The organism is Staphylococcus sp. GDY8P131P (assembly GCF_017891975.1).
GTDB lineage: Bacteria > Bacillota > Bacilli > Staphylococcales > Staphylococcaceae > Staphylococcus > Staphylococcus nepalensis.
Window position 1 is genome coordinate 112,186 of sequence record NZ_JAESKF010000014.1, and the last position, 23,725, is coordinate 135,910.

The following is a 23,725-nucleotide window of genomic DNA, read 5'->3' on the forward strand; positions in this document are numbered from 1 at the left end:
ATAAATTATATTCCTTTCTTGTGTCTATTAATGTTTTAGTGATATCGTTTTATATTTACACTATCAATACCATCTTTGAGCACAAGCTTTAATGGTTTCAATCATTGCTATTTCTGATGATGACAATGTCTTAGATTGATGATAGACCAAAAATGTCGCAATGCCTTTGTTATTTACATCTACTGCTTCTCCAGTAAATTGTTTACGCTCCAACTCTTTTTTTATTGAAAAATAGGGGAAAATTGAAATACCTAATCCGTGTTCTACACATTGTTTAATCGCTTCAATGCTTTGAAATTCAAAGCTATCTTGTACGTCCCAAGAATTAATTTTAAAGTATTCTTTCAGCATTGGCTGATAACTGCAAAATTGGTCTGAGTATAACGCTGTATTTAAATTTTGCTTGCTATTACTATAAGCTAAAATCATTCTTTCAGTATTTAATTTTTCAATATAAAAAAGTTTATTTTGCCAATTTTCATTTTCTAATATAAGTGCTAAATCTATAACACCTTTTTGAAGATGTGCTTTAATATCGTTAGGTGCTACGGATTTCAAAGAAATTTGGACTTTAGGATAATTTTTTTTATACATTTCTAAAATTTCTGGTATTCTACATATCATTAAAGATTCCGATATACCTATAGTTAGTCGGCCTTTTGGTGCATCATCTAAATCCTCAATTTGATAGTAGATTTGTAGTAATTGCTTCACATAAGGTAATAATTTCTCACCATAGTGAGTGAGCGTGACATGATTACCTAAACGATTAAATAATTCGTGTTCAAGTTCTTCTTCTAAATTTTTTATATGTGTGGTTATAGTAGATTGAGCATAATCTAGCTGATCCGCCGCTTCTTTAAAACCTCCATGTTCTATAATACTTTTAAAAGTAATTAATTGACGAAATTCCATTTGTGTTCCTCCTTCAAAAATATTGAACAGATGATTCAATGATTTCAATTTTACTAAACTCATGACTAAAGTTAAAATGGATTTATTGAATTTATTAGAGGAGGTCAAGAACTGAATGTTTTTTCAACCATTAGATACTTTAAATGTTAAAAACAGAATAACTCTCGCACCTATGACACGTATTAGCGCCACATTAAAAGGCATCCCTACATCTGAGATGTTGAATTATTATCGTTCTTTTGCTGAAGGTGGCTTTGGCTTAATAATTACTGAAGGTCTTTTTATAGATGAAACACATAGCCCTGGGTACCAACACCAACCTGGTCTTGTAACTCAAACCCAAATCGATGCTTGGAAAAATATCGTGGATGCAACGCATAAAAACGGCTCTAAAATGATTGCTCAACTTATGCATGCTGGCGCGCTCGTACATGGCAACGCATTTGGTTATACTTCTGTCGCACCTTCTTCAATTGTGCCTAAAGGAGAAAAAAGCCCAATGTATAATGGCGAAGGTAAATATCCAACGCCTGAAGCTTTATCTGTTGATGGTATAAAGGATGTTGTACAAAGTTTTGTGAAAACTGCTAAAAATGCTCAATGTGCAGGATTTGATGGTATTGAAATCCACGCTGCAAATGGATATTTATTAGATCAATTTTTAACTACGTATACCAATCAAAGAAATGATGATTATGGCGGTTCATTAGAAAATAGAATCAGAATGATATTAGAAGTTATTACAGCTATTAAGTCAGAAGTCTCATCGGATTTTATCGTGGGTATCCGTATTTCTCAAAGTAAGGTAAATGATTTTGACTACAAATGGGAAGGTGGCGAAAAGGATGCTCAAGTTATTTTTGAAAATCTAGCTGACTCCGGCATTGATTATATCCATACAACAGAGTATAAAGCTTGGCAACCTGCTTTCAATGATAATACGCTTTCGTTAGCTGCTCTCGCTAAACGTCATACTGATGTTCCCATTATTGCAAATGGGCATTTAGAGGATATTGAAACGGCCATAAGTATGCTTAAAAATAAAGAAGCTGATTTAATTGCGCTTGGTAAAGCTGCTTTAGCCAATCATACTTTGCCTCAAAAAATACATGCAAATCAATCTTTAAATGAATTCAATCCAGATAAAATTTTAAACCCTGACGCAACGCTTAAAGATTTTGAATTAAAATAATTTATTAATTATATGAAATTTTTCCAGTTTTAATATGGCATTTTTCATTGGTAAAAATTATTGTCATATAAGTTTGTTAAATTTAGTAAAGCATGTTTTTTGAAGCAGTATCTGCAGATAGCGTTCAGTATGCCAGCCAAATTTTAACCTGTGATATTAAGCTATATTATACGCCAAAGACAGTAAACTCACATGATTAGTAAAACAACTATATATTTAATCAATTACAATATAAAGCCAGAGATGCATTAGTTCTTTTGATCTCTGGCTTTTATAATTTAAGTGTCAAAAAAATTGATATAAATTAAAACGATACATAGTTAAATTTTAATACATTTTGTTTTTATCCTATTTAATGATCTAGGCCCCACTCACATATAGTTTCTAAAATTGGGATTAAAGATTTGCCCTTTTCTGAAAGTGAATATTCTACTTTAGGTGGTATTTGTGGGTATTCTGTTCTAATTATAATGCCGTTTGCTTCCAATTCTTTTAACTGTGTACTTAACGTTTTATAAGTTATAGTACCTATCATTCTTTTCAGCGCGTTAAATCGAACCTTTTCATTTTCAGCTATTAAATAGAGAATCACCATTTTCCATTTACCACCGATAATAGACATTGTATAACCAAAAGGCGTATCGTCAATATTTTTTACTTTCCCATGAAATGCTTGCATACTCATTAAATCACCACCCATATACATTATTTTAACACTAAAGAAGGTTGAAACATAAATCATGTTTCAACCTTAAATATCGTATTAGCAGTAAACAATAAAAATGCAAATATACTTATATCCAACTTTTAAATAGACATTGATACAATAACTTCAGCTTTTGTATTCTTTTTTCCTACACATACTTGATGGATTGGAGTGAAGAAATCATTTTATAAAAATATGATTTCTATCCCTTCCCCTTTAGTTACTCATTTTTTAACAACGGTAATTTGCTCAATAGATGACGTAACGCATTAGCATCCCAAGGCATATGTTCTGTAATACCTAAACCAACGACACTGGTATGCTTAGAAACATCGTCAATGAGCCTGCCAATTTGCCCCAAATTCATTTCACCTTCAGCCCAGTTGATAGAAATTGGTTCTGGACTGGCAAAAATCTGGGAACGGAATCGGTTTGGATCCAATATATCGACATCAAAGTGAACGATTAAATGTCTAATACTGTTATCATTTATCCATTTTATAACAATATCACTATCTCCTTCAAAATCTTCAGGATATGCTACTTGGATGCCTAATGCTTCAATCCGTTCAGCCTCATAATCTTTTGGCTTAATACCAGCTAACATAACATTTTGAGGTTTCAATGGCATTTTCACTTTGTCAGCAAATGCTTGATCTCCTTCTCCTAACAAATTACCTAATACCATTGTATTGGCATTTTCCATTTCTTTCGGGGATGAAATATCCCCATGCGAGTCTATCCATAACACACCGACATCCCCACCATAACGTTCATTAAGATAAGCATAAGGTGCTTGTCCAACTAAACAGTCACCACCAAATATTACAATATTATCTGGTTGATGTTGCTCTATTAAATGTTCTGCTGATTGCAATTGTTTTAATAGTGCCTGCCGTGCAACTACACCTTCCTCAGTTTTTAATAATTCAGGGTCTGATTCTATAGGTACCTCTACTAAAGGGTCATCGCTTTTTGGCGCTAACCACGATAAGAGTTCTGCTCCTAAAGCATATCCTGCCTCATTATTTCCACCTTGCCACTGTGGCATCAACATACGTAAAGTACTATTAGCCATTGTTCTTTCTCCCCTTTTCATATTTCGTTATTGATTATCTTAACCTACCTTTATTATATTACTCATATAATTTGATGTAAGTATGCACTTTTATGCCACCTACTATCTTAAATGATAGTAGACCCGTTTTGAGTTATTCGCTTTTTTAAAATTGAATAGGAAAAAGCGTTCAATTATGTCTATCTAACAATATTGAACGCTTTAAGTATATGAATGCATATGTGCTATTTAATTTTTAGATTTTATATAATGAATTTCCGTTCAAATCTATAATATATAGGGTACCTTAAACACGAACGTAATCTTGCTTTCCGAATAATGTTACAAGTAATAATATTATAGTTGAAAGTGGTAAGCCAATTAAGATTGGATGGAGGCCAAACGGATGACCAAGCAATTGCCAAACGACTGCCGATATCAGTCCACTCCACATTGATATATTACCTGCCATTTTTGAAGGTTTTTGCCAAAACAATCCAAAAACTACAGGCGCTAGCAAACCTGACACGGACATCGCAGTGCCTGTGACCATAAGATCTACTAACCCAGGAATCATGAGGGACAACACTAAAGCAATCACAGATACGATTAAAACCGAGATTTTGCTATATAATAGCATTTTCGTTTGACTAAAACTTTTAACGTTTGGTTTTATAATATCGTTAGCAATCGATGAAGCACCTGCAATAAAGAAGGAATCAGCACTTGAAATGACTGCTGCTAATAATACTATAATCATGATTACGACTACAGGAAATGGAAATACTTCTTGAATAACATGATAATAGACCAATGGTGTTTCAGTTATATTTAAATTCAAACCAAACTTACTATATACACCAATAAATACAGTCATGGCGCCTAATAACACAGCTATAATCATCGAAATCCAGTAACCATTTCTTGCCGTTTTCAAATTTTTGGCCACCCAAATACGTTGCCAAACATCTTGTCTTATAAATTGATAAAACGCTAATGTTAAAAGATAGATTAAAATTTCATTAGGCGTAATATTAAGAAAATCTAACATTTGATTTTGGTTACTATTTTGAGCGTTGGCTTGAATACTACTCCAACTTCCTGAATAATAAATCACCACAAAAAATAAAACTACAATACCAACCGTAAGTATGAGACCTTGAACAACATCTTGCCAAACGACCGCTTTTAAGCCGCCCAAATACGTTTTTATCGTTAGCAAAATCCATCCTATTATAATTCCAGTTGTCATATTTAGTCCCGTCGTTAAATTTAAAATAGAAGCAATCGCAACAAACTGCATGCCTGTCATCGCACAATAAGCAAAAAGGAAACTAAGCACCGTAGGGATACGTGCTGATTCCCCGTAGCGAAGTGCCGTATAGTCACCGATTGTTACCATATTATGTTGTTCTCCTAATAGCCTGATGCGTTTCAAGAAAAATACAGCAAGGACAATAACCGCACTTATCATAGTGATATGAATCCACTGTTGTCCCATACCTAATGTATATCCATTTTCCATATAGCCTAATAACGTAGCTCCTCCGACGCCCGTGCTAACGAATGTTAAAATCAATGGAATAATGGAGACAGTCCTGCTCGCCATATTATAGTCATCATACGTTTTAATTTTTCTTTTTATGTATAAAGACATGAGCATTAAAAAAATAAAATAAACCGTGATAATTAAACCTAAAGTAAATTGTTCATTACTATTAAACACTACAATTTCACCTCATAAATATATTACAATAGTTAAACCTATTGTTACTTTTACTTAAATTAAACTTTACTTAAATCTGTATGATTAAAGTCGCCTTTATACTATTGAACTTTTCTTTAAAAAAGTCAATATCATGTATTCTAAATTTTAAAAATACTCTAATTTTATTTATTAATAATTTAATATTCACAGATATTATATTGAGTAGAAATACCTTTACTAATGTTAATTTATGAAAATATGCATACAAAATTTTAACCGCCAACAATGTAATTTTAATTGTTGGCGGCTTGTTGTATAAGGTTCTTTTCCTAGCTTACTACACGTTGAATTAATTTTTGAAAGGCTTACATCGCACGATATAGTTAATTAACGCTTCACCTATATTGAAATTAAGTTTTCTCATATTATAAATCGCCTGTAAGGAATTGGGCTTTACCATTGAAAAAACTCCAGTCTTCATCCGTATTTTCAACGAGACTAATCATTATATCTTCTTTACGTATATTTAATGATTCATTTAATGCTTCTGCTAACTTTTTATAAAACTCAATTTTTTGATTCTTTGTTCTAGGCCTTGTAATTATAGTAAATACAATCACAAGTTCCGTCCTAGAAACACCTAAACCTGTATCTAATATTTGCATTTCATAATCCTCATGTTGGTTAACAATCTGATATCTGTCACCAATTGGCGCTTGAAATGCGTCTAACATTACATCATAAGTGATATCTAAAATACGTTTAATTTCTTCCTTTTCTCTACCTTTAATCATATCTAATTTTATTAGTGGCATATGCATTCTCCTTTAAAATAATTCGTCTATCTATTTATCTGTATATGCAATTTTCAATACAATGATTACTGCAATAAACATTCCTATAAATCCGTACAACCATATTGTTAGCATTTCATTAACAAACATTAATTATTACCTTCTTCTATAGCATATTTTTTATTATCTTTAACCTTAATTACAAATGAAGCAATTGTAATCGTTGCTATACCTATAAATGTTGCTACTGCACCTGCTGACATAGTACTTGGGATAATCCCTCCAAAATAAATAATTAAGTACGAACTTAAGCCTACAAACATAGACATTTCTGCAGCTCTAGCTGGCGCTTTATGCTTGGCATAAATAGCATGTAAAATAGGCCCTAAAGTTCCGGCAGCAATACCCGATATACCGATCCACATAATATCACTCATGTGTTTTGGAGGTTGTAATACTAATAAAAATGATAACAAACCGACAACAGGCACACTGATTTTACTAATTTGAAATGCAATTTTATTGGCTTTTGCCTCACTAACGTTAACAATTTTTCTTTTAACCAAAAATTTCAAAAAGATATCGTTCGCGAAAACTGTGGAAATAGATACAAATAAGCCATCTGTTGTTGACATAGCTGCTGCCAATATAACCACGCCAAAAAGTGCTACAATCACTGCTGGGAAAGCCCAAATAATATATTCAAGAAGCGCTAAATCTGAAGTTTCAATACTATTACCAAGTGCTACACGACTGAATACGCCCCCGAACAATACTAATAAGCAAAGACCGGTCACAATAACATACGTATTGATCATTTTTCCTAAGTCTTTTTCATTTTTAAGACCTAATATCTTATTAAATAAATGAGGCGCAGAAGCAAACGCCCATTGTATGATGATAGCACCTAAAACCATGCTAAAAGAGTTAAAATGTACAGAGTCTGGATTAAACACTTTAACTAAATTTTCATTTTGATTACCTAGATTATGAACGATACCAGAGAACGTACTTGTAATACTTCCTTTCCAAAAGATGACAACACCAGAAACAAAGACCACTACACCTGCAATTGCCATAATGATAACTTGTATAGCATCCGTATAAATATCAGCAAGCGCGCCTCCAACGTAAACGTACAATACAACGATAACTGCGATAAAAACAAGTCCACCAAAGTATGACATACCCAGTAAATATTGAAAAATCCTTGCGCCTGCAACAAACTGACTAGCGATATAGAAAATATTAAATAGTAAGATAATACCCGTACCTACACGTAAAATATCACTATTATAGAAGTCCCCCAACCAATCTGGAAGCGATAAAGATTTTTGCTTTGTATTCAATTTTCGTACTTTTTTAGCGACCATTAACACACCTGTGGGTCCACCGATAAACATGGCTAAAAATAGCCATAAGTTATTTAGTCCCCATTCATAAGACCAACCAGGATAACCTAAAAAAGTTGCTGCGCTTAAATAAGTTGCTGCAAATGATAATCCGAGTACTCTAGGGCCAATAGCGCCGCCCCCAGTTGCAAAGTCAGCGATATTTTTCATTTTACGAGCGCTCACATAACCAACAGCAACCATGACTACCATAAATAATATAAAACCTATCCATGTGTAAAGAGAAATTGCATCCATTCGCTTTTACTCCTTTTTTAATTTATATGTGCATTTTTATTATTTTTTGCTGGATGATTTTCTTTTATTGTTTTATGACCTTTGCCAAACATATGCTCACGAAGTGTGCTTCCTTCATACTCTGTTCTATATAAACCTCTCTTTTGTAATTCAGGAATAACCTCATCAACAAACTCTTCAAATGTGCCCGGAGAATAACTCTGAGCGATATTAAAGCCAGCCGCTCCACCCTCAATCGCCCATGTTTCAAATTGATTTGCTACTTGTTCTTTCGTTCCTATAAATTTAACCGTGCCATTTCCAAGTCCGTGGTTTTTCACAGCTTCTCTTAAGGTCCATTTATAGTTTGGGTCTTTAGTATAAATATTAAGATTACCTTGCATGGCTTCGGTCTCAATGTCTTCTATATACTGGTCTGGGTCATATTCAGAAAAATCAATGCCTGTGTGGCCACTTAATAATGAAGCTGAGCCTTCGTAACTGATGTGTTCTGTTAATGCTCTATATTTTTGATAGGCTTTTTCTTCAGTTTCTCCAATAATAGGAAGCACCATAGGAAAAACCAAAAGATCTTCCTTATTTCTTCCGTATTTTTCTGCTCTTGTGTGTATATCATTGACATAGTTTTTTAATGATTCTAATGAAGTATGTTTTGTAAAAACCGCTTCTGCATGTTTAGCTGCAAACGTTTTACCTTTTTCTGAAGCGCCTGCTTGAAATAATACGGGCGTTCTTTGTGGAGACGGTTCAACCAAATGAGGCCCAGGAACACTAAAAAATTCACCTCCATGGTTAATTTTATGTACCTTGTTAGCATCTGCATATATATCACTTTCTTTATCATTAACAACTGAGCCATCTTCCCAACTATCTTCCCAAAGTTTATAAACAACCTGGAGGAATTCATCTGCTCTATTGTACCTTAAGTCTTTTGGCAACCTTTCTTTAAGACCTAAATTAATGGCTTCACTTTCTAAGTAAGAAGTTACAACATTCCAACCTAATCGCCCATTTGTTAAGTGGTCTAATGTAGATAATTGTCTAGCTAAACTATAAGGTTTCGCATATGTGGTAGATATTGTTGGCGCAAATCCAATATGTTTTGTAACGGCAGCCATAGCAGAAATAATAGGTATCGGATCATGCGCAGGCAGCTGAACTGCATGTCTAATTGCAGCATCACTCGATCCATTATAAACACTATACGTTCCTAATACGTCTGCAATAAATATAGAATCAAATTTGCCTCTTTCTAATGTTTGTGCAATATCTGTCCAATAACCTAATTGATTATGATTTGCGCCTTGATCTTTTTCATGTTTCCATAATCCAGATGAATGTGGAGACGGAGAGTTTTGCACGAATCCGTTAAAATGTATCTGCTTGTTTGGCATATATTATTCCTCCTATATTGTAGTTGTTTTTATCATTTATACTCATTGTTGAGGGGATATAAAGATCAGGAATGACTTTATTCATTTTCTATAACAAATTTTTAATAAATAGAATTTTCTGAAAATATCTATGCTAGTTAATATAGCTAAAATTATATACGACGTCAATATTAAAATTATAATTTCTATAAGAATAGTCGGGTTTTATGGTATATGACTTTTATTTTAATAACAGATAATGAAAGTTAATAAACGCATCATACTTACTGAAGCGATGCCTATTACAGGAAGTGATTCCTTGGTTGATAGCAACCATATATAAACATTAAAATTCGTGAAAATAAATTTTTAATTTGAAATGATGAGCGCTCGCTTTTATAAAAATTTTTAGCTATTAAAAAGGAGGGACCGCAATACGGCCCCCCTCCTTTTAATTGTATTTATCACAATAAACCCCCATATTAAATTTATCTAGATATACATATGTGTGGTATAAGTTTTGGTCATTTTAATATAAGCCTTTAAGTTCATTGCTTGTATCAATAAATATATTTTTAACTTGTTGATAATTACTCAATGCTTCTTTATATGTTTCACGCCCGATTCCTGATTTTTTATAACCACCAAATGGTGCACCTTCAGGCACTTGGTTATACGTATTAATCCAGATTCGACCTGTTTTTACAGCTTTCGCAATATTTAATGCACGGTTAATATTTTGTGAAAACACGCCTCCTGCTAGACCGTATTCAGAATCGTTAGCGATTTTAATTGCTTCTTGGTCGTCTTTCACTTTGATAATCGTTAACACTGGTCCAAATATTTCTTCTTGTGCCAATTTATGATCATTATCATTAACTGCTATTAATGTCGGTTCTAAGAAATAACCTTTATCTAAACCATTACGCGTTATACGTTTACCGCCAGTTAAAATGTCAGCGTTAGATTTTTCTGCATAGTCAATATAAGACTGGATTTTTTCCAATTGCTCTTGGCTCGTTTGACTGCCCATTTGCGTATTTTCATCTAATGGGTCGCCAACCTTAATATTTGAAAATGCTTCTTTCAGTCTTGAAATTAATTCATCATAGATGCCTTCTTGGACGAGTAAGCGTGATCCAGCACTACATACTTCTCCTTGGTTAAATAAAATGCCTAGTTGTATACCTTCAACCGCTAAATCTAAGTTTGCGTCATCCAGAATCATGTTGGCACTCTTACCACCAAGTTCTAACGTTGCAGGAACAATACGTTTTGCCCCAGCTTCAGCTACTTGATATCCCACATTGGTTGAACCAGTAAATGATAATTTATCCACACCTTCATGGTTGAAAATGGCATTTCCTGATTCTGAACCTTTACCCGTTACGATATTAACGACGCCTTTAGGTAAAATCTCTTGGAAAATCTTACCTACCGCTAATAAGCTTAAAGGTGTAGAGGAAGACGGTTGAATCACAATTGTATTACCTGCTGCAATAGCTGGCGCAATCTTCCACGCTGCTAATAACATTGGGAAGTTCCAAGCTACAACGGCACCTACCACACCTATAGGTTCATGACGTACAATACTCATTGTATCTTTATCAATATCATTAACTGAACCTTCATGTGTCTCGATAACGCTTGCAAAGTAATTAAAATGTTTTGCAGCATACGGTATATCAATGCCTGCCGTTTCACGAATCGGTTTACCGTTATTTAACGTTTCAATCGTAGCAATTTTGTCTTTGTTTTCCATTATTTTATCGCTAATTTTTCTTAATAAATTAGCGCGTTCTGTTTTAGATGTTAAACGCCAAGATTCAAATGCTTCCTGTGCTGCTGCCACAGCTTTATCTATGTCTGCATCATTAGCTTTTGCAATACTTGATAGTGTTTCCCCTGTGGCTGGATTTACAACTTCCAACGTTTCACCACTGTCACTATTAACAAACTCGCCATTTATAAATAAACCATAAGTCTCATCAATATAATCTTTACTATTTACTGTCATTAAAATCTCTCCTTTGTTTAAATGCTTTTTGCAGTAATACTTATTTAGATTACTATGATACTAATGATGTCATATTATTATAACTTAAAAGAAAGCGCTTATTAAATTTTTAAATTCTTAATTATTTTGGTTTGCAAAAGCTTTAGCAATTTCATTGAGTTTTGCTGGTGCATCGTGTATATCCATATGAACTTCTACAAAGTGCATAATATTCGGAGTGTCATCAATATCTTTTAATGTTTTTTCTAATTCAATACTTGTTGTTACATTGTGTATTTTGACATCATCTTCTTTCATACCAAATACAAATGGTAACATTTTATAATCCCACATATTTATATCATTGTATGATGCTGTTTCGCCATGAATTTTACGCTCAACGGTGTAACCATCATTATTCACTACAAATATAACTGGTTTTAAGCCTTCACGAATCATTGTTGATAACGCTTGAACCGTTAATTGTAACGAGCCATCACCAATTAACAACAAATTTCGGCGTTGTTTATCTGCAATTTGTGTACCGAGCGTTGCAGGCATTGTGTAACCAATTGATCCCCACAACGGTTGACCAATAAATTTATTTTCTTTATACAAGGCTAAATCATACGCACCAAAGAAAGATGTACCTTGCTCTGCAAGAATGATGTCCTTGGGTTTTATAAAACTTTGCATTAATTTGAAATAAGTTGATTGTGTTAATGGATGATCAATTAATTCAATTTCTTTATGTTCGGAAACGTGATAATGTGGATAATTTACATCACTGACATAATCCATTTCTAACAACCCTTCTAAGAGGTCTGTCAGTCTCACCTCTTCTGCATGTAATGCATCCACTTTGAAATTGTGATGGTTAATCATAATCACATCATCTAAATTAAATTGATATGAGAAACCTGCCGTTGCAGAGTCTGTGAGTTTAGCGCCAATATTTAAAATAACATCACTACCATTTACATATGATTTGATTGGCCCGTCTGAAATCTCACCATCATATATGCCCATATAGTAATCATTTTGTTCGTTAAACGCACCTTTACCAAGGGATAATTGTGCGACTGGAATGTGCGTTTGATTAACAAATTGTTCAAGTGCTTCATGTAAATCAAAACTATTAATTTCATGTCCTGCAATAATTAATGGCTGTTTTGCAGTTTTCAATTTATCTTCTATTCTTTTAATATAGCTAGAAACATCTTGTTTTTCCGGCGTTACATAACAGTACGGCTTTTCTACTTCAATCTTTTGGGCTGCAACATCAATAGGTAGATGCATATGAACCGGGCGTTTTTCATTTAATGCTGCATCAATTAATCGTGGTATTTCAACTTGTGCATTTTCAGGTGTAATATATCCTTGGGCTGTTGTAATGTGTTTGTACATTTTACGATAATCGTCGAAAGTGCCTTCACCCAATGAATGGTGCACATATTTACCAGCTTTTTCGACTTCGCGAGTCGGTGCACCTGTAATTGCTATGACAGGCACACGCTCCGCATAAGCTCCTGCTATACCATTTACAGCGCTGAGTTCACCTACACCAAATGTTGTAACCATAGCGCTAATACCTTTCATTCTTGCGTAACCGTCTGCAGCATAACTCGCATTTAATTCATTTGTATTACCTACCCAATCCATGTCATCACGATGGATAATGTCATCTAAAAAGGTAAGGTTAAAATCTCCAGGTACTCCAAAAACTTTATCAACGCCTACAGCACTAATCGCGTCCATTAAATATTGTCCTACGCGTTTTTGCATTAATCATTTCCCCTTTTTCTCTTTATTTCTTACATTGCAAATATAACGCGATTAATAATAAAGGTCAATAACGTTGACTTAATTATCGTGAATTTTCCTTTTCAAATAAAAAAACATAGTGACGCCCCACTATGTTTTAAAAATTAATTTTATTTATTTTTTTACATCATCTTTTAGATATTTTACTTCCTGAAATCCTGTACGATAAGAAGCAAATGCTTCCATAATTGCATACCAATCATTACCAACTTTTTTTTGAATATCTCTAAACAAATCGTTTTGTGCTTTATTTAATTCATGAACTAATTTCGTACCTTTTTCTGTAGGATAGAGTGCTTTAACACGCTTATCCGCTTCGGTTTGTTTTTCGATAATAAATGCTTCATCCTTCAATTTTTTCAATGTTGCATGGCTACCTTGTTTAGAAATTTCCATACTTTTCAAGAGATCTTTAATTGTAATACCCGGCGCTTTTTCGATAAAAAATAAAAATCTATGGTGTTGTCTATTCAAACCATATTCTTCGATTATTTCATCTGCTGTATTTACAAAGGTTTTATATGCAAAGTAAAACAACAAATTTTCATAATCGTTATTATTTTCTTCCATAATTCACATTCCTTTTTGATTGTTATTTATCTTTTAGTTATTTAAATCATAACGTAATAACTATGATTAAATGCACACGTACGATATGCGTCGCTCAGCTAATAATAGCCAAATGTGCTGATACGCTAAGATATAGCCTATAACTGTTACTGTTTTGGTCGATAAAATGATAACTGTCTATTTAGTATATGCTTAATTTTATCATAACTTATATTAACTGATAATAACTTTAAACAATCGTACATGTACGTTCAGACATCACGCCCAATCATTATACACGGCTATGATATGCTTTTTTAAATTTGAATTTCACTTATTTAGAAGGTGATTACAACTTGGATACGGCTCCCTCATTTATAAGTGACATCTTTTATAAGTTATTTCAATATCATCCGACCAATGATACTATGCTTTTGCATATCATATGAGTGTTTTTACGATTAAATATAAAAGGTTAAGTGAACCATTATTTCTCTTAAAAAATTGTATGGAAGTTGAACAATTATAAAAGGAATGACTCATACTTAATTTCAGTAGCAGCCATCCTTTCTTTGTGCAATTGTGGTGATTTATAAAAAGCAACCAACTCTAGCGTTTTTCATATCAACTTTACGTTATATCAATACTTTCTCTCCATTTTTCGCATGATGCTTAACCGCTCCTGCTACCTCATGAGCAACATGTGGATTTAATGCATGTGGAATGACAAAATCCGGTGTTAGTTGCTCCTCCTCTATGGTGTCAGCAATTGCCTTAGCCGCCGCTATTTTCATATCTGTGGTGATTTCATTTGCATGTGCGTCTAACACACCTCTAAAAATACCAGGAAAAGCTAATAAATTATTGATTTGGTTCGGGTAATCTGAACGCCCTGTACCAACAATAGCCGCACCAGCTCCAACTGCTTCTTCTGGGTATATTTCTGGCGTTGGATTTGCTAATGCAAAAATAATCGGATCATCGTTCATCGATCTTACATGTGCTTCCGTTAAAGCTTTTGGACCTGACACACCAATAAATACATCTGCATTTTGTATAACATCATCCAATGTCCCCTTTTGGTCATCGGGGTTTGTACAACTTGCAATATTTTGTTGCGCTTTGTTCATCCATGTTTCTGCTTTGTTCAAGACGCCCTCTAGACTAACCAGCGTAATGTCTTTATACCCAGCTTCTAACAATAACTTAGCAATTGCGATACCCGCTGAACCTGCACCATTAATAATAATTTTTGCATAATCACTTTCTTTTTGAACAACTTTCAGTGCATTAATTAACGCTGCAAGTACAACGATAGCTGTGCCATGTTGATCATCATGAAACACTGGAATATCCAGCTCATCAATCAATCTTTTTTCAATTTCAAAACAACGTGGCGCAGCTATGTCTTCTAGATTAATCCCTGCAAAATTAGGCTGTAATGCTTTTATAATAGATATAATTGCTTCAGTATCTTTTGTATCTAAAGATATAGGAAATGCGTCTACATTTGCGAGTTGTTTAAATAAAATACTTTTACCTTCCATAACTGGTATAGCTGCTTTCGGACCAATGTCTCCTAATCCAAGTACAGCCGTGCCATCCGTAATTACGGCAATCATATTACCTCGTGCGGTCAATGTATTTGCTTTTGTTTCATCTTTGGTAATGGCTTTACATACTTCAGATACCCCTGGCGTATATACGACACTCAAATCTTGTTCAGTGTTAACCTCTACGCTACTTGTAATCTCTATTTTACCTGAATGTTCATGATGTAAAGTGATTGAATCTATATTTTCATTTCTCTCTGACATGTTAGTGACCCCTTATATATTATTATGATTTAACTTAAAATTTTCAATAAAAATGTTGCTATGATAACCGTTGAAACGCCACCTATCCTTGTCGCAACTTGTGCAAATGGCATGAGCGCCATACGTTTAGACGCTGATAATATGGCTACATCCCCGGTACCGCCTAGACCACTATGACAACCTGTGACAATAGCAGCATCTACCGGGTACATTTTCATCAATTCACCTACAAAATAACCTGAAATAATCATCGTTAATACAACTGAAGCACATATCACCACGTATGCTGGCGTTACAATTTTAACAACGTCTTCTAAAGGTATGTACAACATCCCAAGACCTACCATTAATGGCCACGTCAAACTTGTAGAGACAAATTTATATAAATTATGTGCGCCATTCTCCATTTTATGAGGCATGACTTTCAAACATTTAATCAACGTTGCAAATAGAATCATAATAACTGGGCCCGGTATACCAATGAATTTTTGACCAAGTGTGCCAACAATAAAGAAACTACAAGCAATCAGCAACCCTGCTCCCATAAGTGAGAAATCAATTACTTTATCTTTTTCTTTTTTATTGTCTATACTTTCCTCAGTGCTTTCAGATTTTACTAGTTTTCCATTTCCAGAAAGTTTTGTATATTTTTCTCCTACGCGCATCATAACGCCTGCAGTAACAACTGCGAATATATTACCAATTACGGCTGCTGGAATCATTTGAGAAACGAATGATTCAGCTGAGTCTCCTAATATAGATGAATACGCAATGGATAAGGGTAGAATCCCTTCACCGATACCACCACCAATAATAGGAACAACGATATAAAATAATGTGTGTTTTATATCATAACCTAACAATAAACCAACAAATAAACCTGCAGTAACTGCTAGAACTGTTCCCACTAGCAAAGGCACAAACATACGCGTAAATCCTTGAATTAATACTTTGCTATTCATACCTAAAATACTTCCAACTACTAAACAAGAAATATAGAAATATAAGAAGTTAGACGTCTTCATCAACGTCGTAACCGCTTCCATAGAAGTCGAATGAATCACATCCAAAAAGACTAAAATAGATGGGACAAGCAAGGCCAAAATAGCTGGCCCACCGATATCTTTTAAAATCGGTATTTTTTGGCCAAGGTCTCCTAGTAAAATACCTAAAATCATGATTACAGCAAATCCTCCAATCATGTCTGCAGGTAATGTATTATATATAGAAGCAACGAATATAATTGCAGCTAAAATTAAATAAAGTGGTAATGGCAATACACCTACTTTAATATTAATTAACTTTTTTGCTATACTTTTAAACTTATTATTTAGCGGCACTTCCTGATTAGTAAGCGCTTTCAAATTTGTTTTCGTGTCCATGACTACCCCCCTCATTATCGATAAACCCATTCTATTCATAAGAGGAGCAAATTTATAGTTTATGAAATTTTAATTATCTTTTTGTAATTAAAAAAACCGAATTAAGTGTATACCCCTTTTAATTCGGCAATTTTTTCACATCAATCCATATACGCTTTTAAATACTTCAAATGGTCCTGCTTTAATTTATACGAATAAATCGGACGACCGATACCATAATTTAAAGATTCCTCTAAGACTTCTATTTCCGTTAAAAATTTTAAATATTTTCTTACAGATACTCTCGAAATATCAACATGCTTTGAGATTTCGTCTGTAGAAAATTCATTGCCTTTAAAATCATTCATTTTCTTAACAATTACTTGTAATGTTTCTTTCGTGACACCTTTTGGTAATTTAAGCTCTGATTCATTCCCAGCGATTGTTTTATTAAGCAATTCACCATCAATATCAGATTGGTTGATATTCTCCGTTTTATTAAAAAATGTCTGCCCTTTTTTATAACGTAACAATGATTGCTTAAAGCGCTCAAATTCAAAGGGCTTGATTAAGTAATCAACAGCACCGTATCGAAATGCAGTTTGGATTTGCTCAACATCTGAAGCTGCTGTAATGAGTATAGCATCTATTTTATAACCTTGTTCTCTTATATATTTAAGAAATGTTAACCCATTTTCTTCAGGCATGTATATGTCTAATAATAATAAATCAACCACTTTATTTTCTATGATACTCATAGCTTCTTTAACATTTTTTGCGATATCTACTGAAGTTTGATTATTTATTTTTTCAATAAATTGCAGATTAATTTGTGCAACCATCGGATCATCTTCAACAATTAATATATTCACCATTTATGATCTTCCTTTTCTGAATAGCTTATAACGACTGAAAACGTCACGTTGCCTTCCACATTAGAAGCTATATTAATATCTCCATTGAGTTTCTCTACACTTTGTTGAACAAGGTATAGTCCATATCCTCTATGCTCGCCTTTAGAAGAATAGCCCTTTTCAAATATTTGATGAGCCAGCTCACTTTTTAAACCTAAGCCTGAATCTACGATATCTATAGTTAATGTACCGTTTGTATATTTCAAATGGACATCAATCGTTTTCTGTTTAATAGCAGATACCACTAAAGAATCTATACTATTATCTATTAAATTACCTATAATCGTAATCATTTCATGCGTGATATGCGAATGTTCCGGTTCAGGGATGGTGGTATGACTCACAATAGATAATTTAACATGCTCTTCTCGCGCTAAACTTAATTTGCCTATTAAAAAACCAGCCAATGCAGCATCTTTGATTTTCGAAGTAATATGACCATGCTCTTGGCTACCTAATTCAACAATATCATATATATATTGTTTTAAATCCTCATAATGTTCCATTTGCAACATGCCAGAAATCACATGCAATCTATTACTGAACTCATGCGATTGTGCGCGTAAAGTATCTGCATATGTCTGCACACCTACTAATTGTTCGGAAAGCTTGTTTACCTCTGTCTTGTCCCTAAATGTTGAAATCGCACCAACAATTTCTTTATTTACAATAAGTGGCACTCTATTGACCAAAATCTTTACACCATTAATATTCTGCTCCTCATCTCGTTCCGGTTCACCTAATTCAAGTACTTTCGGTAGCTGTGTAGACGCCATATAATCGTCAATCTTCATACCGATAGGGTTACCTTTCAGATTTGCTTGTTTAAATATATCCATCGCTGATTTGTTCACTAAATTAATCTTACCTTCCTTATCAACAGCCACGACACCTTCATGAACAGATTGTAACATCGTATTTCTTTCTCCAAGTATCTTAGCAATCGTCGACGGTTCTAAACCCAGTAAAATTTTCTTAATATACCTAGAAAGCATGTATGCACCAATAGCTCCGACAATCAACCCAATGATTGAACCAACGATAATCTTCTTATTGCCATCTGCAAGGGCTTCATAAACACTTTTCATTGGCACACCAACAGCCACGACGCCAACCTGTTTTCCATTCGCATAAACAGGCGTAAATGACCTCAATGATTCACCCAGCGTTCCTTTAGAAATAGAAGCACTCACTTTACCATGAAGTGCTTCTTTTTCATCGCCACCTTTGAAATGTTTACCAATTAACTTTTCATTAGGGTGCGACTTTCGGATCCCCTTCATATCCATCACAACGATAAAACGCACATCCGTTGATTGTTGTATGTCAGATACGTAAGCTTGTATACTGTTATCATTGTTTTTCTTTTTCAAAGTAGATTGCACCACTTGAGACTGTGCCACCGTCTTGCCAATAACCTCAGCCTTTTCTTCAGTCGTTTGATGTATCGTATCCCTAATTGTATTACTAATCAATACGCTAGTGATAAGCAATGAAACCAATACGACAATACATACTACAATAATGATCAACGTGCTTAACTTTAACCTTTGTTTCTTCAAAGCCCAACCGCCTTTAATTTCTAGTTCTTAAAATGTTTTACATAAGTATTTAATTATTAAAAATATATCATACTTTTGAAAATCAATTTAAGTAAATATTAAATTAAAATTTGGAAGGAATAAAAGGGAAATTAATTTAATAATGATATGGCTATTACTTTTTTCTGATACATTCAAAATATAAATATCCATTTTCTCTTTATAAATGAAATTTGTTTAGTAGTAGTAGAAGTTTGTTAAAATGTAGAGAACTATTAAATGAGATGAATACATTTTGAAAAAATAAACTGAAGTCGTAGGAGCCGTTATCTTCATGGAAAATAACGTATTATGTACGCAAAGAAACGAAAATATGAAGTTACCTCTTTTATTGAGCATTAATTTTTTCCATTTTTAATATGTCCTTGTTTTCAGTATCGGTATCATAGTAATGATATTGGGTTCTAATTAAAAAACTGGGCGTAAAGCCCAGCCTTTTAAGTGATTAATTATTTATTTTCATTGTGCTTGCTACGTCTTCTGAATAATAGTAATGAACCAAATGCTGCAAATAATGTTCCAAGCATTGTAGTATTATGAGTAGTTTCTCCAGTTTCTGGCAGTGCTTTCTCTTTAATGGCGTCTTGTTTACTGCTCTTACCTGAGTCTATATTTACACCTTTATGTTTTAATTCGCTATTTTTAACATCTGTTTGTTTACTGTTCTTCACTGCGGTATTTGTATGAGCTTCATAAGCTTTATTTCCAGACAAGTTTACGCTAGGTTCATTTTCTAGGATATTTTCATCTTTTGGCGTTTCAATTTTTTCTTTATCTGAACTATTATTAGGAGACATGTCACAGTTTTCACCTACAACGATATTCGTTGGACCAGATACGTTACCATCTTTATCTTTTTCAACAGCAATAATGATATCACCTTTATTTAGGCTTACTCCTTTAGGTACATCAACTTTCCAATTACCATTTTCATCAATTGTTCCTTCTGATGTACTACCATTTGGGAATGTGACTACAATAGTATTGCCTGGTGTACCATTTGAACCTGTGATTTCAGTATCATTATCATCTACAGGATTAACTGTTGGCGCTGGAAGTTGGATTATATCATCTACCGATACTTTGGATGGTACAGTTTCCGAAGAGCCATCTGGGTATGTTACTGTCACTTGAATTACTACTGATGTGCCAGTCATAGCATTTTTAGGTGGATTAACAGTTAATTCACCAGTATTAGCATTCACAGATACTTTCCATCCTGCAGGGACTTGATTAGTAGCTATATCATATTTAGAACCATCTGGCATTGTATTGTCACCAGTTTGCGGTACTTTAACTGTTTCACCTGGTTTAACAGTCGCATGAGCGTAACCTGGGTTGTTTATATTCGCTTGTGTATCTGCTCCAACGATTACTGGTACTTTAATGTGGTCTGTTGTGCCATCTGGATACGTCACCGTTACATCTACTTCGGTTTTACCTGGCGTCTTACCGTCCGGTAATTGTGTTGGGTCATCCACTGTAATAACCGGTTGGTCTCCTTGACTTGGATAACCGGGTACCGTTACTGAACTTGTCACATCTTCCGCTGTTGTTGGTGTACCGTAGTCTTTTTTGATACCTTCTGTAGATGGCTCATACACTTCATTCTCTGCTTGACCTCCAACAGTTACTGGTACTTTAATGTGATCTGTTGTGCCATCTGGATACGTTACCGTTACATCTACTTCGGTTTTACCTGGCGTCTTACCGTCCGGTAATTGTGTTGGGTCATCCACTGTAATAACCGGTTGGTCTCCTTGACTTGGATAACCGGGTACTGTTACTGAACTTGTCACATCTTCCGCTGTTGTTGGTGTACCGTAGTCTTTTTTGATACCTTCTGTAGAGGGTTCATACTTACGTGCATCTGTTATTTTAATGATAAATGAATCTGCTGCAACGTCATTACCACCTACAACAAGATAAGCTGTATAAATATCACCATCTGTTGCTGTATCTGGTACTATAAATGTGGACTGTTTTTCGCCTTCTTTTAAAGATGTAATATCTGTTGTTTGTTGAACAATATTACCTTTTTTATCTCTCCACTCAATGTGTGTTGGAAGGGGTGATAACTTACTACCGGTCAAATCAATATTCACTACATCGCCTGGAACTGCTGGACTATTCGTATTATTAAGGTCAATAATTTCTAAATCAATCTTTGTAGTTGGTACTAATGCAAAATTCACGTTATACCACATTGGATTTGCAACCAAATTTTGTGCAGGTGCTGTTTGTGGTGTCCATGATAAGTTACTATTTGGTGTTCTAAATTGTGGACTCGTATAAGAAGAATAAGATTTTATCATATTACCTTCGGGGTCCATGACATAACCATAGATATATTGGTCATTCAGTGTGCCATCAGGGAATCTTAATGTGTATTTACCGCCTTCATCTGTTTCACCATAAACGGTTGCTGAAATATATTCAGGATGATCTGTTAATAAATTTTTAGCAGCGTCAGCTCTCTCACTTTCTGGTAAACTTTCCACTTGGGCTTCATAAGCTTGCGCACCTTCACTGGTTAAAGAAGACATAACTACTGTATAACCAACAGCTTGTGGGTCATTGCCGTTGTCATTAGGCCCTGTAGCAGAGTTAGCGTAATCTCCTGCACCCGTTTCTAACCAAACTTTCCCTGAAATACTATTTTTAGCATTTAAATCTACTGACGGTGCACTTATTGGCCCCAATTCATCATGTATCCATTCAGAACGATCTGCATCCATATATCCATTTGTAGAGTCAATAGCCATATAAATACCTGTACGTTGCATATTCGTACCAATTAATGGAAATTGGCCTAAGTTTGAACTACTTACAGAATTTACATATGAACCTGGAAAAAATCCACCCGCTTGTCGAAGCATAGATACATTATTACCATTTGGTGTTTGGAAATCTTCAATCCATAATCTATAATATTGTCCTGCAATTGCATGATATTTATGTTCTTTACCATTTGCATCTATCCATGCTTCTCTTAAATCAAACGCGTATGAACCTGGTCCAACTTGAGATCCATCAGCTGAGCTTAATTGATTTGTTGTACTTGCAACATAAGTAGGTGAGACAGCTCCGTCGCTATCAATCCATTGTAAATAAACTTTGGTACCTTCTGGAATTGGTGTTAAACCATTTGCCATAGTAGAGGGCGTACCATGATCAACTAACCACGCTCTACCCGACAGTGTATTTGGCGCATTTGTAGCGTCTGTTTGACTTTTTATGTAACCATTTGCAATTGCATCGGCTTCAATCACTTGTGAACCAGAATAAGGCATTAATGCACTTGGTACATCATTAGCACTAATATTTAAAGCTTCTGTATTTCTTGGTGAGACTGATCTTAACGCTGTTGCAAATCGTTTATTTGCGTTTTGTTCATTTGCTAATTGGTTGATTAACGCAAATTGTAATGCTTCAATAGTCATATTTTGTGGATCTAAGTTTAATTGACCGATTATTTTCTCAGCTTCACTATCAGATACATTGGCTACTTTAGCGTAATCATTTTTTGCTGATTTCGTATCATTTATGTTCTTTATGTTAGCTGTTGCGCTTTCTTCTTTAATTGGCTCTGTTTGGGATGCTACTTCTGCCACTTTTTCTTCAACTTTTTCTACTTCTGGATTTACTTGTGGCACTATTTCTGTTGTTTCGTTTTGAGCTTGCTCTGCTTTGGGTGCCACTTCTGCTGTTTTGTCTTGAGCTTGCTCTACTTTTGAATCCGCTTCTGTTGTTTTGTCTTTAACTTGTCCTGTTTGGGGTGCTGTTTCTGCTGCTTTTTCTTCAACTTGTTCTGCTTCTGGATTTACTTGTGGCACTATTTCTGTTGTTTCGTCTTTAACTTGTCCTGTTTGGGGCGCCGATTCTTCTTGTGTGCTTTCTTCTATATTTTTCTCTTGATTAGAACTATCCCGATTTGTGCTTTGATTCATAGTCGACTCATCAGAAAGTTCATCCGACGTCATTTCTTCCATTTTTTGTGTGTCTTCTGCTGCATTCGCTTCCTCATTTGCTACACCAAATATTAATGCTGCCCCTACTAGAATCGATGCTGTTCCTACTGTGAATTTACGAATAGAATACTTATTTAACCTATTAGATAAAAAATCTAATTTTTTACCAGTCATTCCTCTATATCTCTCCTTTATAAAAATTACCAAGAAGTAAAACTTGTATAGATCGTTAGGATTTTCATATGACACATAAGCTATATTTAAAGCTTCTCCCTAGTATCGATTCATAAAAAAATCC

The 23,725-nt window shown here is 34.3% G+C and carries 16 protein-coding genes; 1 reads left to right on the forward strand and 15 read right to left on the reverse strand.

The window, feature by feature from the left end:
• Positions 1-63: 63 nt before the first annotated feature.
• Positions 64-915, reverse strand: coding sequence for a LysR family transcriptional regulator (locus KA894_RS10980; RefSeq protein WP_119488166.1), 852 nt, complete (start codon positions 913-915; stop codon positions 64-66).
• Positions 916-1,030: 115 nt separating this feature from the next.
• Here KA894_RS10980 and KA894_RS10985 point away from each other — a divergent pair, with 115 nt between their 5' ends.
• Positions 1,031-2,107 (forward strand): oxidoreductase, encoded by a 1,077-nt coding sequence (locus KA894_RS10985; RefSeq protein ID WP_119488167.1) that lies wholly within the window; start codon positions 1,031-1,033, stop codon positions 2,105-2,107.
• A 352-nt stretch (positions 2,108-2,459) separates the two neighbouring features.
• Here KA894_RS10985 and KA894_RS10990 read toward each other — a convergent pair whose 3' ends face one another.
• The 14 genes from KA894_RS10990 to KA894_RS14755 form a co-directional block, all read right to left on the reverse strand.
• Positions 2,460-2,792: a winged helix-turn-helix transcriptional regulator gene (locus KA894_RS10990; protein ID WP_103372470.1), complete on the reverse strand. Its 333-nt coding sequence runs from the start codon at positions 2,790-2,792 to the stop codon at positions 2,460-2,462.
• A 241-nt stretch (positions 2,793-3,033) separates the two neighbouring features.
• Positions 3,034-3,891, reverse strand: coding sequence for an arginase family protein (locus KA894_RS10995; RefSeq protein WP_096808082.1), 858 nt, complete (start codon positions 3,889-3,891; stop codon positions 3,034-3,036).
• Between the two features lie 286 nt (positions 3,892-4,177).
• A complete protein-coding gene (locus tag KA894_RS11000; protein ID WP_119488168.1) occupies positions 4,178-5,596 on the reverse strand; it encodes a sodium:solute symporter family protein in 1,419 nt (472 codons plus the stop codon).
• 407 nt (positions 5,597-6,003) lie between these two features.
• Positions 6,004-6,393 carry a tautomerase family protein gene (locus tag KA894_RS11005; RefSeq protein WP_119488232.1) on the reverse strand — a complete coding sequence of 130 codons (390 nt, stop codon included), beginning with the start codon at positions 6,391-6,393 and terminating at the stop codon, positions 6,004-6,006.
• 128 nt (positions 6,394-6,521) lie between these two features.
• Positions 6,522-8,021, reverse strand: a complete 1,500-nt coding sequence (locus tag KA894_RS11010) for a sodium:solute symporter family transporter (RefSeq protein ID WP_119488231.1) — start codon at positions 8,019-8,021, stop codon at positions 6,522-6,524.
• Between the two features lie 17 nt (positions 8,022-8,038).
• Entirely contained in the window at positions 8,039-9,415 is a 1,377-nt protein-coding gene (locus KA894_RS11015; RefSeq protein ID WP_119488230.1) for an LLM class flavin-dependent oxidoreductase, read from the reverse strand.
• Positions 9,416-9,923: 508 nt separating this feature from the next.
• On the reverse strand, positions 9,924-11,411 hold the full coding sequence (locus KA894_RS11020; RefSeq protein ID WP_096808077.1) for an aldehyde dehydrogenase family protein: 1,488 nt from the start codon (positions 11,409-11,411) through the stop codon (positions 9,924-9,926).
• A gap of 117 nt (positions 11,412-11,528) precedes the next feature.
• Positions 11,529-13,175, reverse strand: coding sequence for an alpha-keto acid decarboxylase family protein (locus KA894_RS11025; RefSeq protein ID WP_210133968.1), 1,647 nt, complete (start codon positions 13,173-13,175; stop codon positions 11,529-11,531).
• Positions 13,176-13,328: 153 nt separating this feature from the next.
• Entirely contained in the window at positions 13,329-13,784 is a 456-nt protein-coding gene (locus tag KA894_RS11030) for a MarR family winged helix-turn-helix transcriptional regulator (RefSeq protein WP_096808075.1), read from the reverse strand.
• Between the two features lie 614 nt (positions 13,785-14,398).
• Positions 14,399-15,580, reverse strand: coding sequence for an NAD(P)-dependent malic enzyme (locus tag KA894_RS11035; protein ID WP_119488190.1), 1,182 nt, complete (start codon positions 15,578-15,580; stop codon positions 14,399-14,401).
• Between the two features lie 29 nt (positions 15,581-15,609).
• Positions 15,610-16,962 carry a 2-hydroxycarboxylate transporter family protein gene (locus KA894_RS11040; RefSeq protein ID WP_210133970.1) on the reverse strand — a complete coding sequence of 451 codons (1,353 nt, stop codon included), beginning with the start codon at positions 16,960-16,962 and terminating at the stop codon, positions 15,610-15,612.
• Between the two features lie 140 nt (positions 16,963-17,102).
• Positions 17,103-17,816, reverse strand: coding sequence for a response regulator (locus KA894_RS11045; RefSeq protein ID WP_096808072.1), 714 nt, complete (start codon positions 17,814-17,816; stop codon positions 17,103-17,105).
• Positions 17,810-19,417, reverse strand: coding sequence for a DcuS/MalK family sensor histidine kinase (gene dcuS / locus KA894_RS11050; protein WP_119488188.1), 1,608 nt, complete (start codon positions 19,415-19,417; stop codon positions 17,810-17,812). Before dcuS ends, KA894_RS11045 begins: the two co-directional genes overlap by 7 nt.
• A gap of 488 nt (positions 19,418-19,905) precedes the next feature.
• Complete coding sequence (locus KA894_RS14755; protein ID WP_245337212.1) at positions 19,906-23,601, reverse strand: Rib/alpha-like domain-containing protein; 3,696 nt, start codon at positions 23,599-23,601, stop codon at positions 19,906-19,908.
• Positions 23,602-23,725 lie beyond the last annotated feature (124 nt).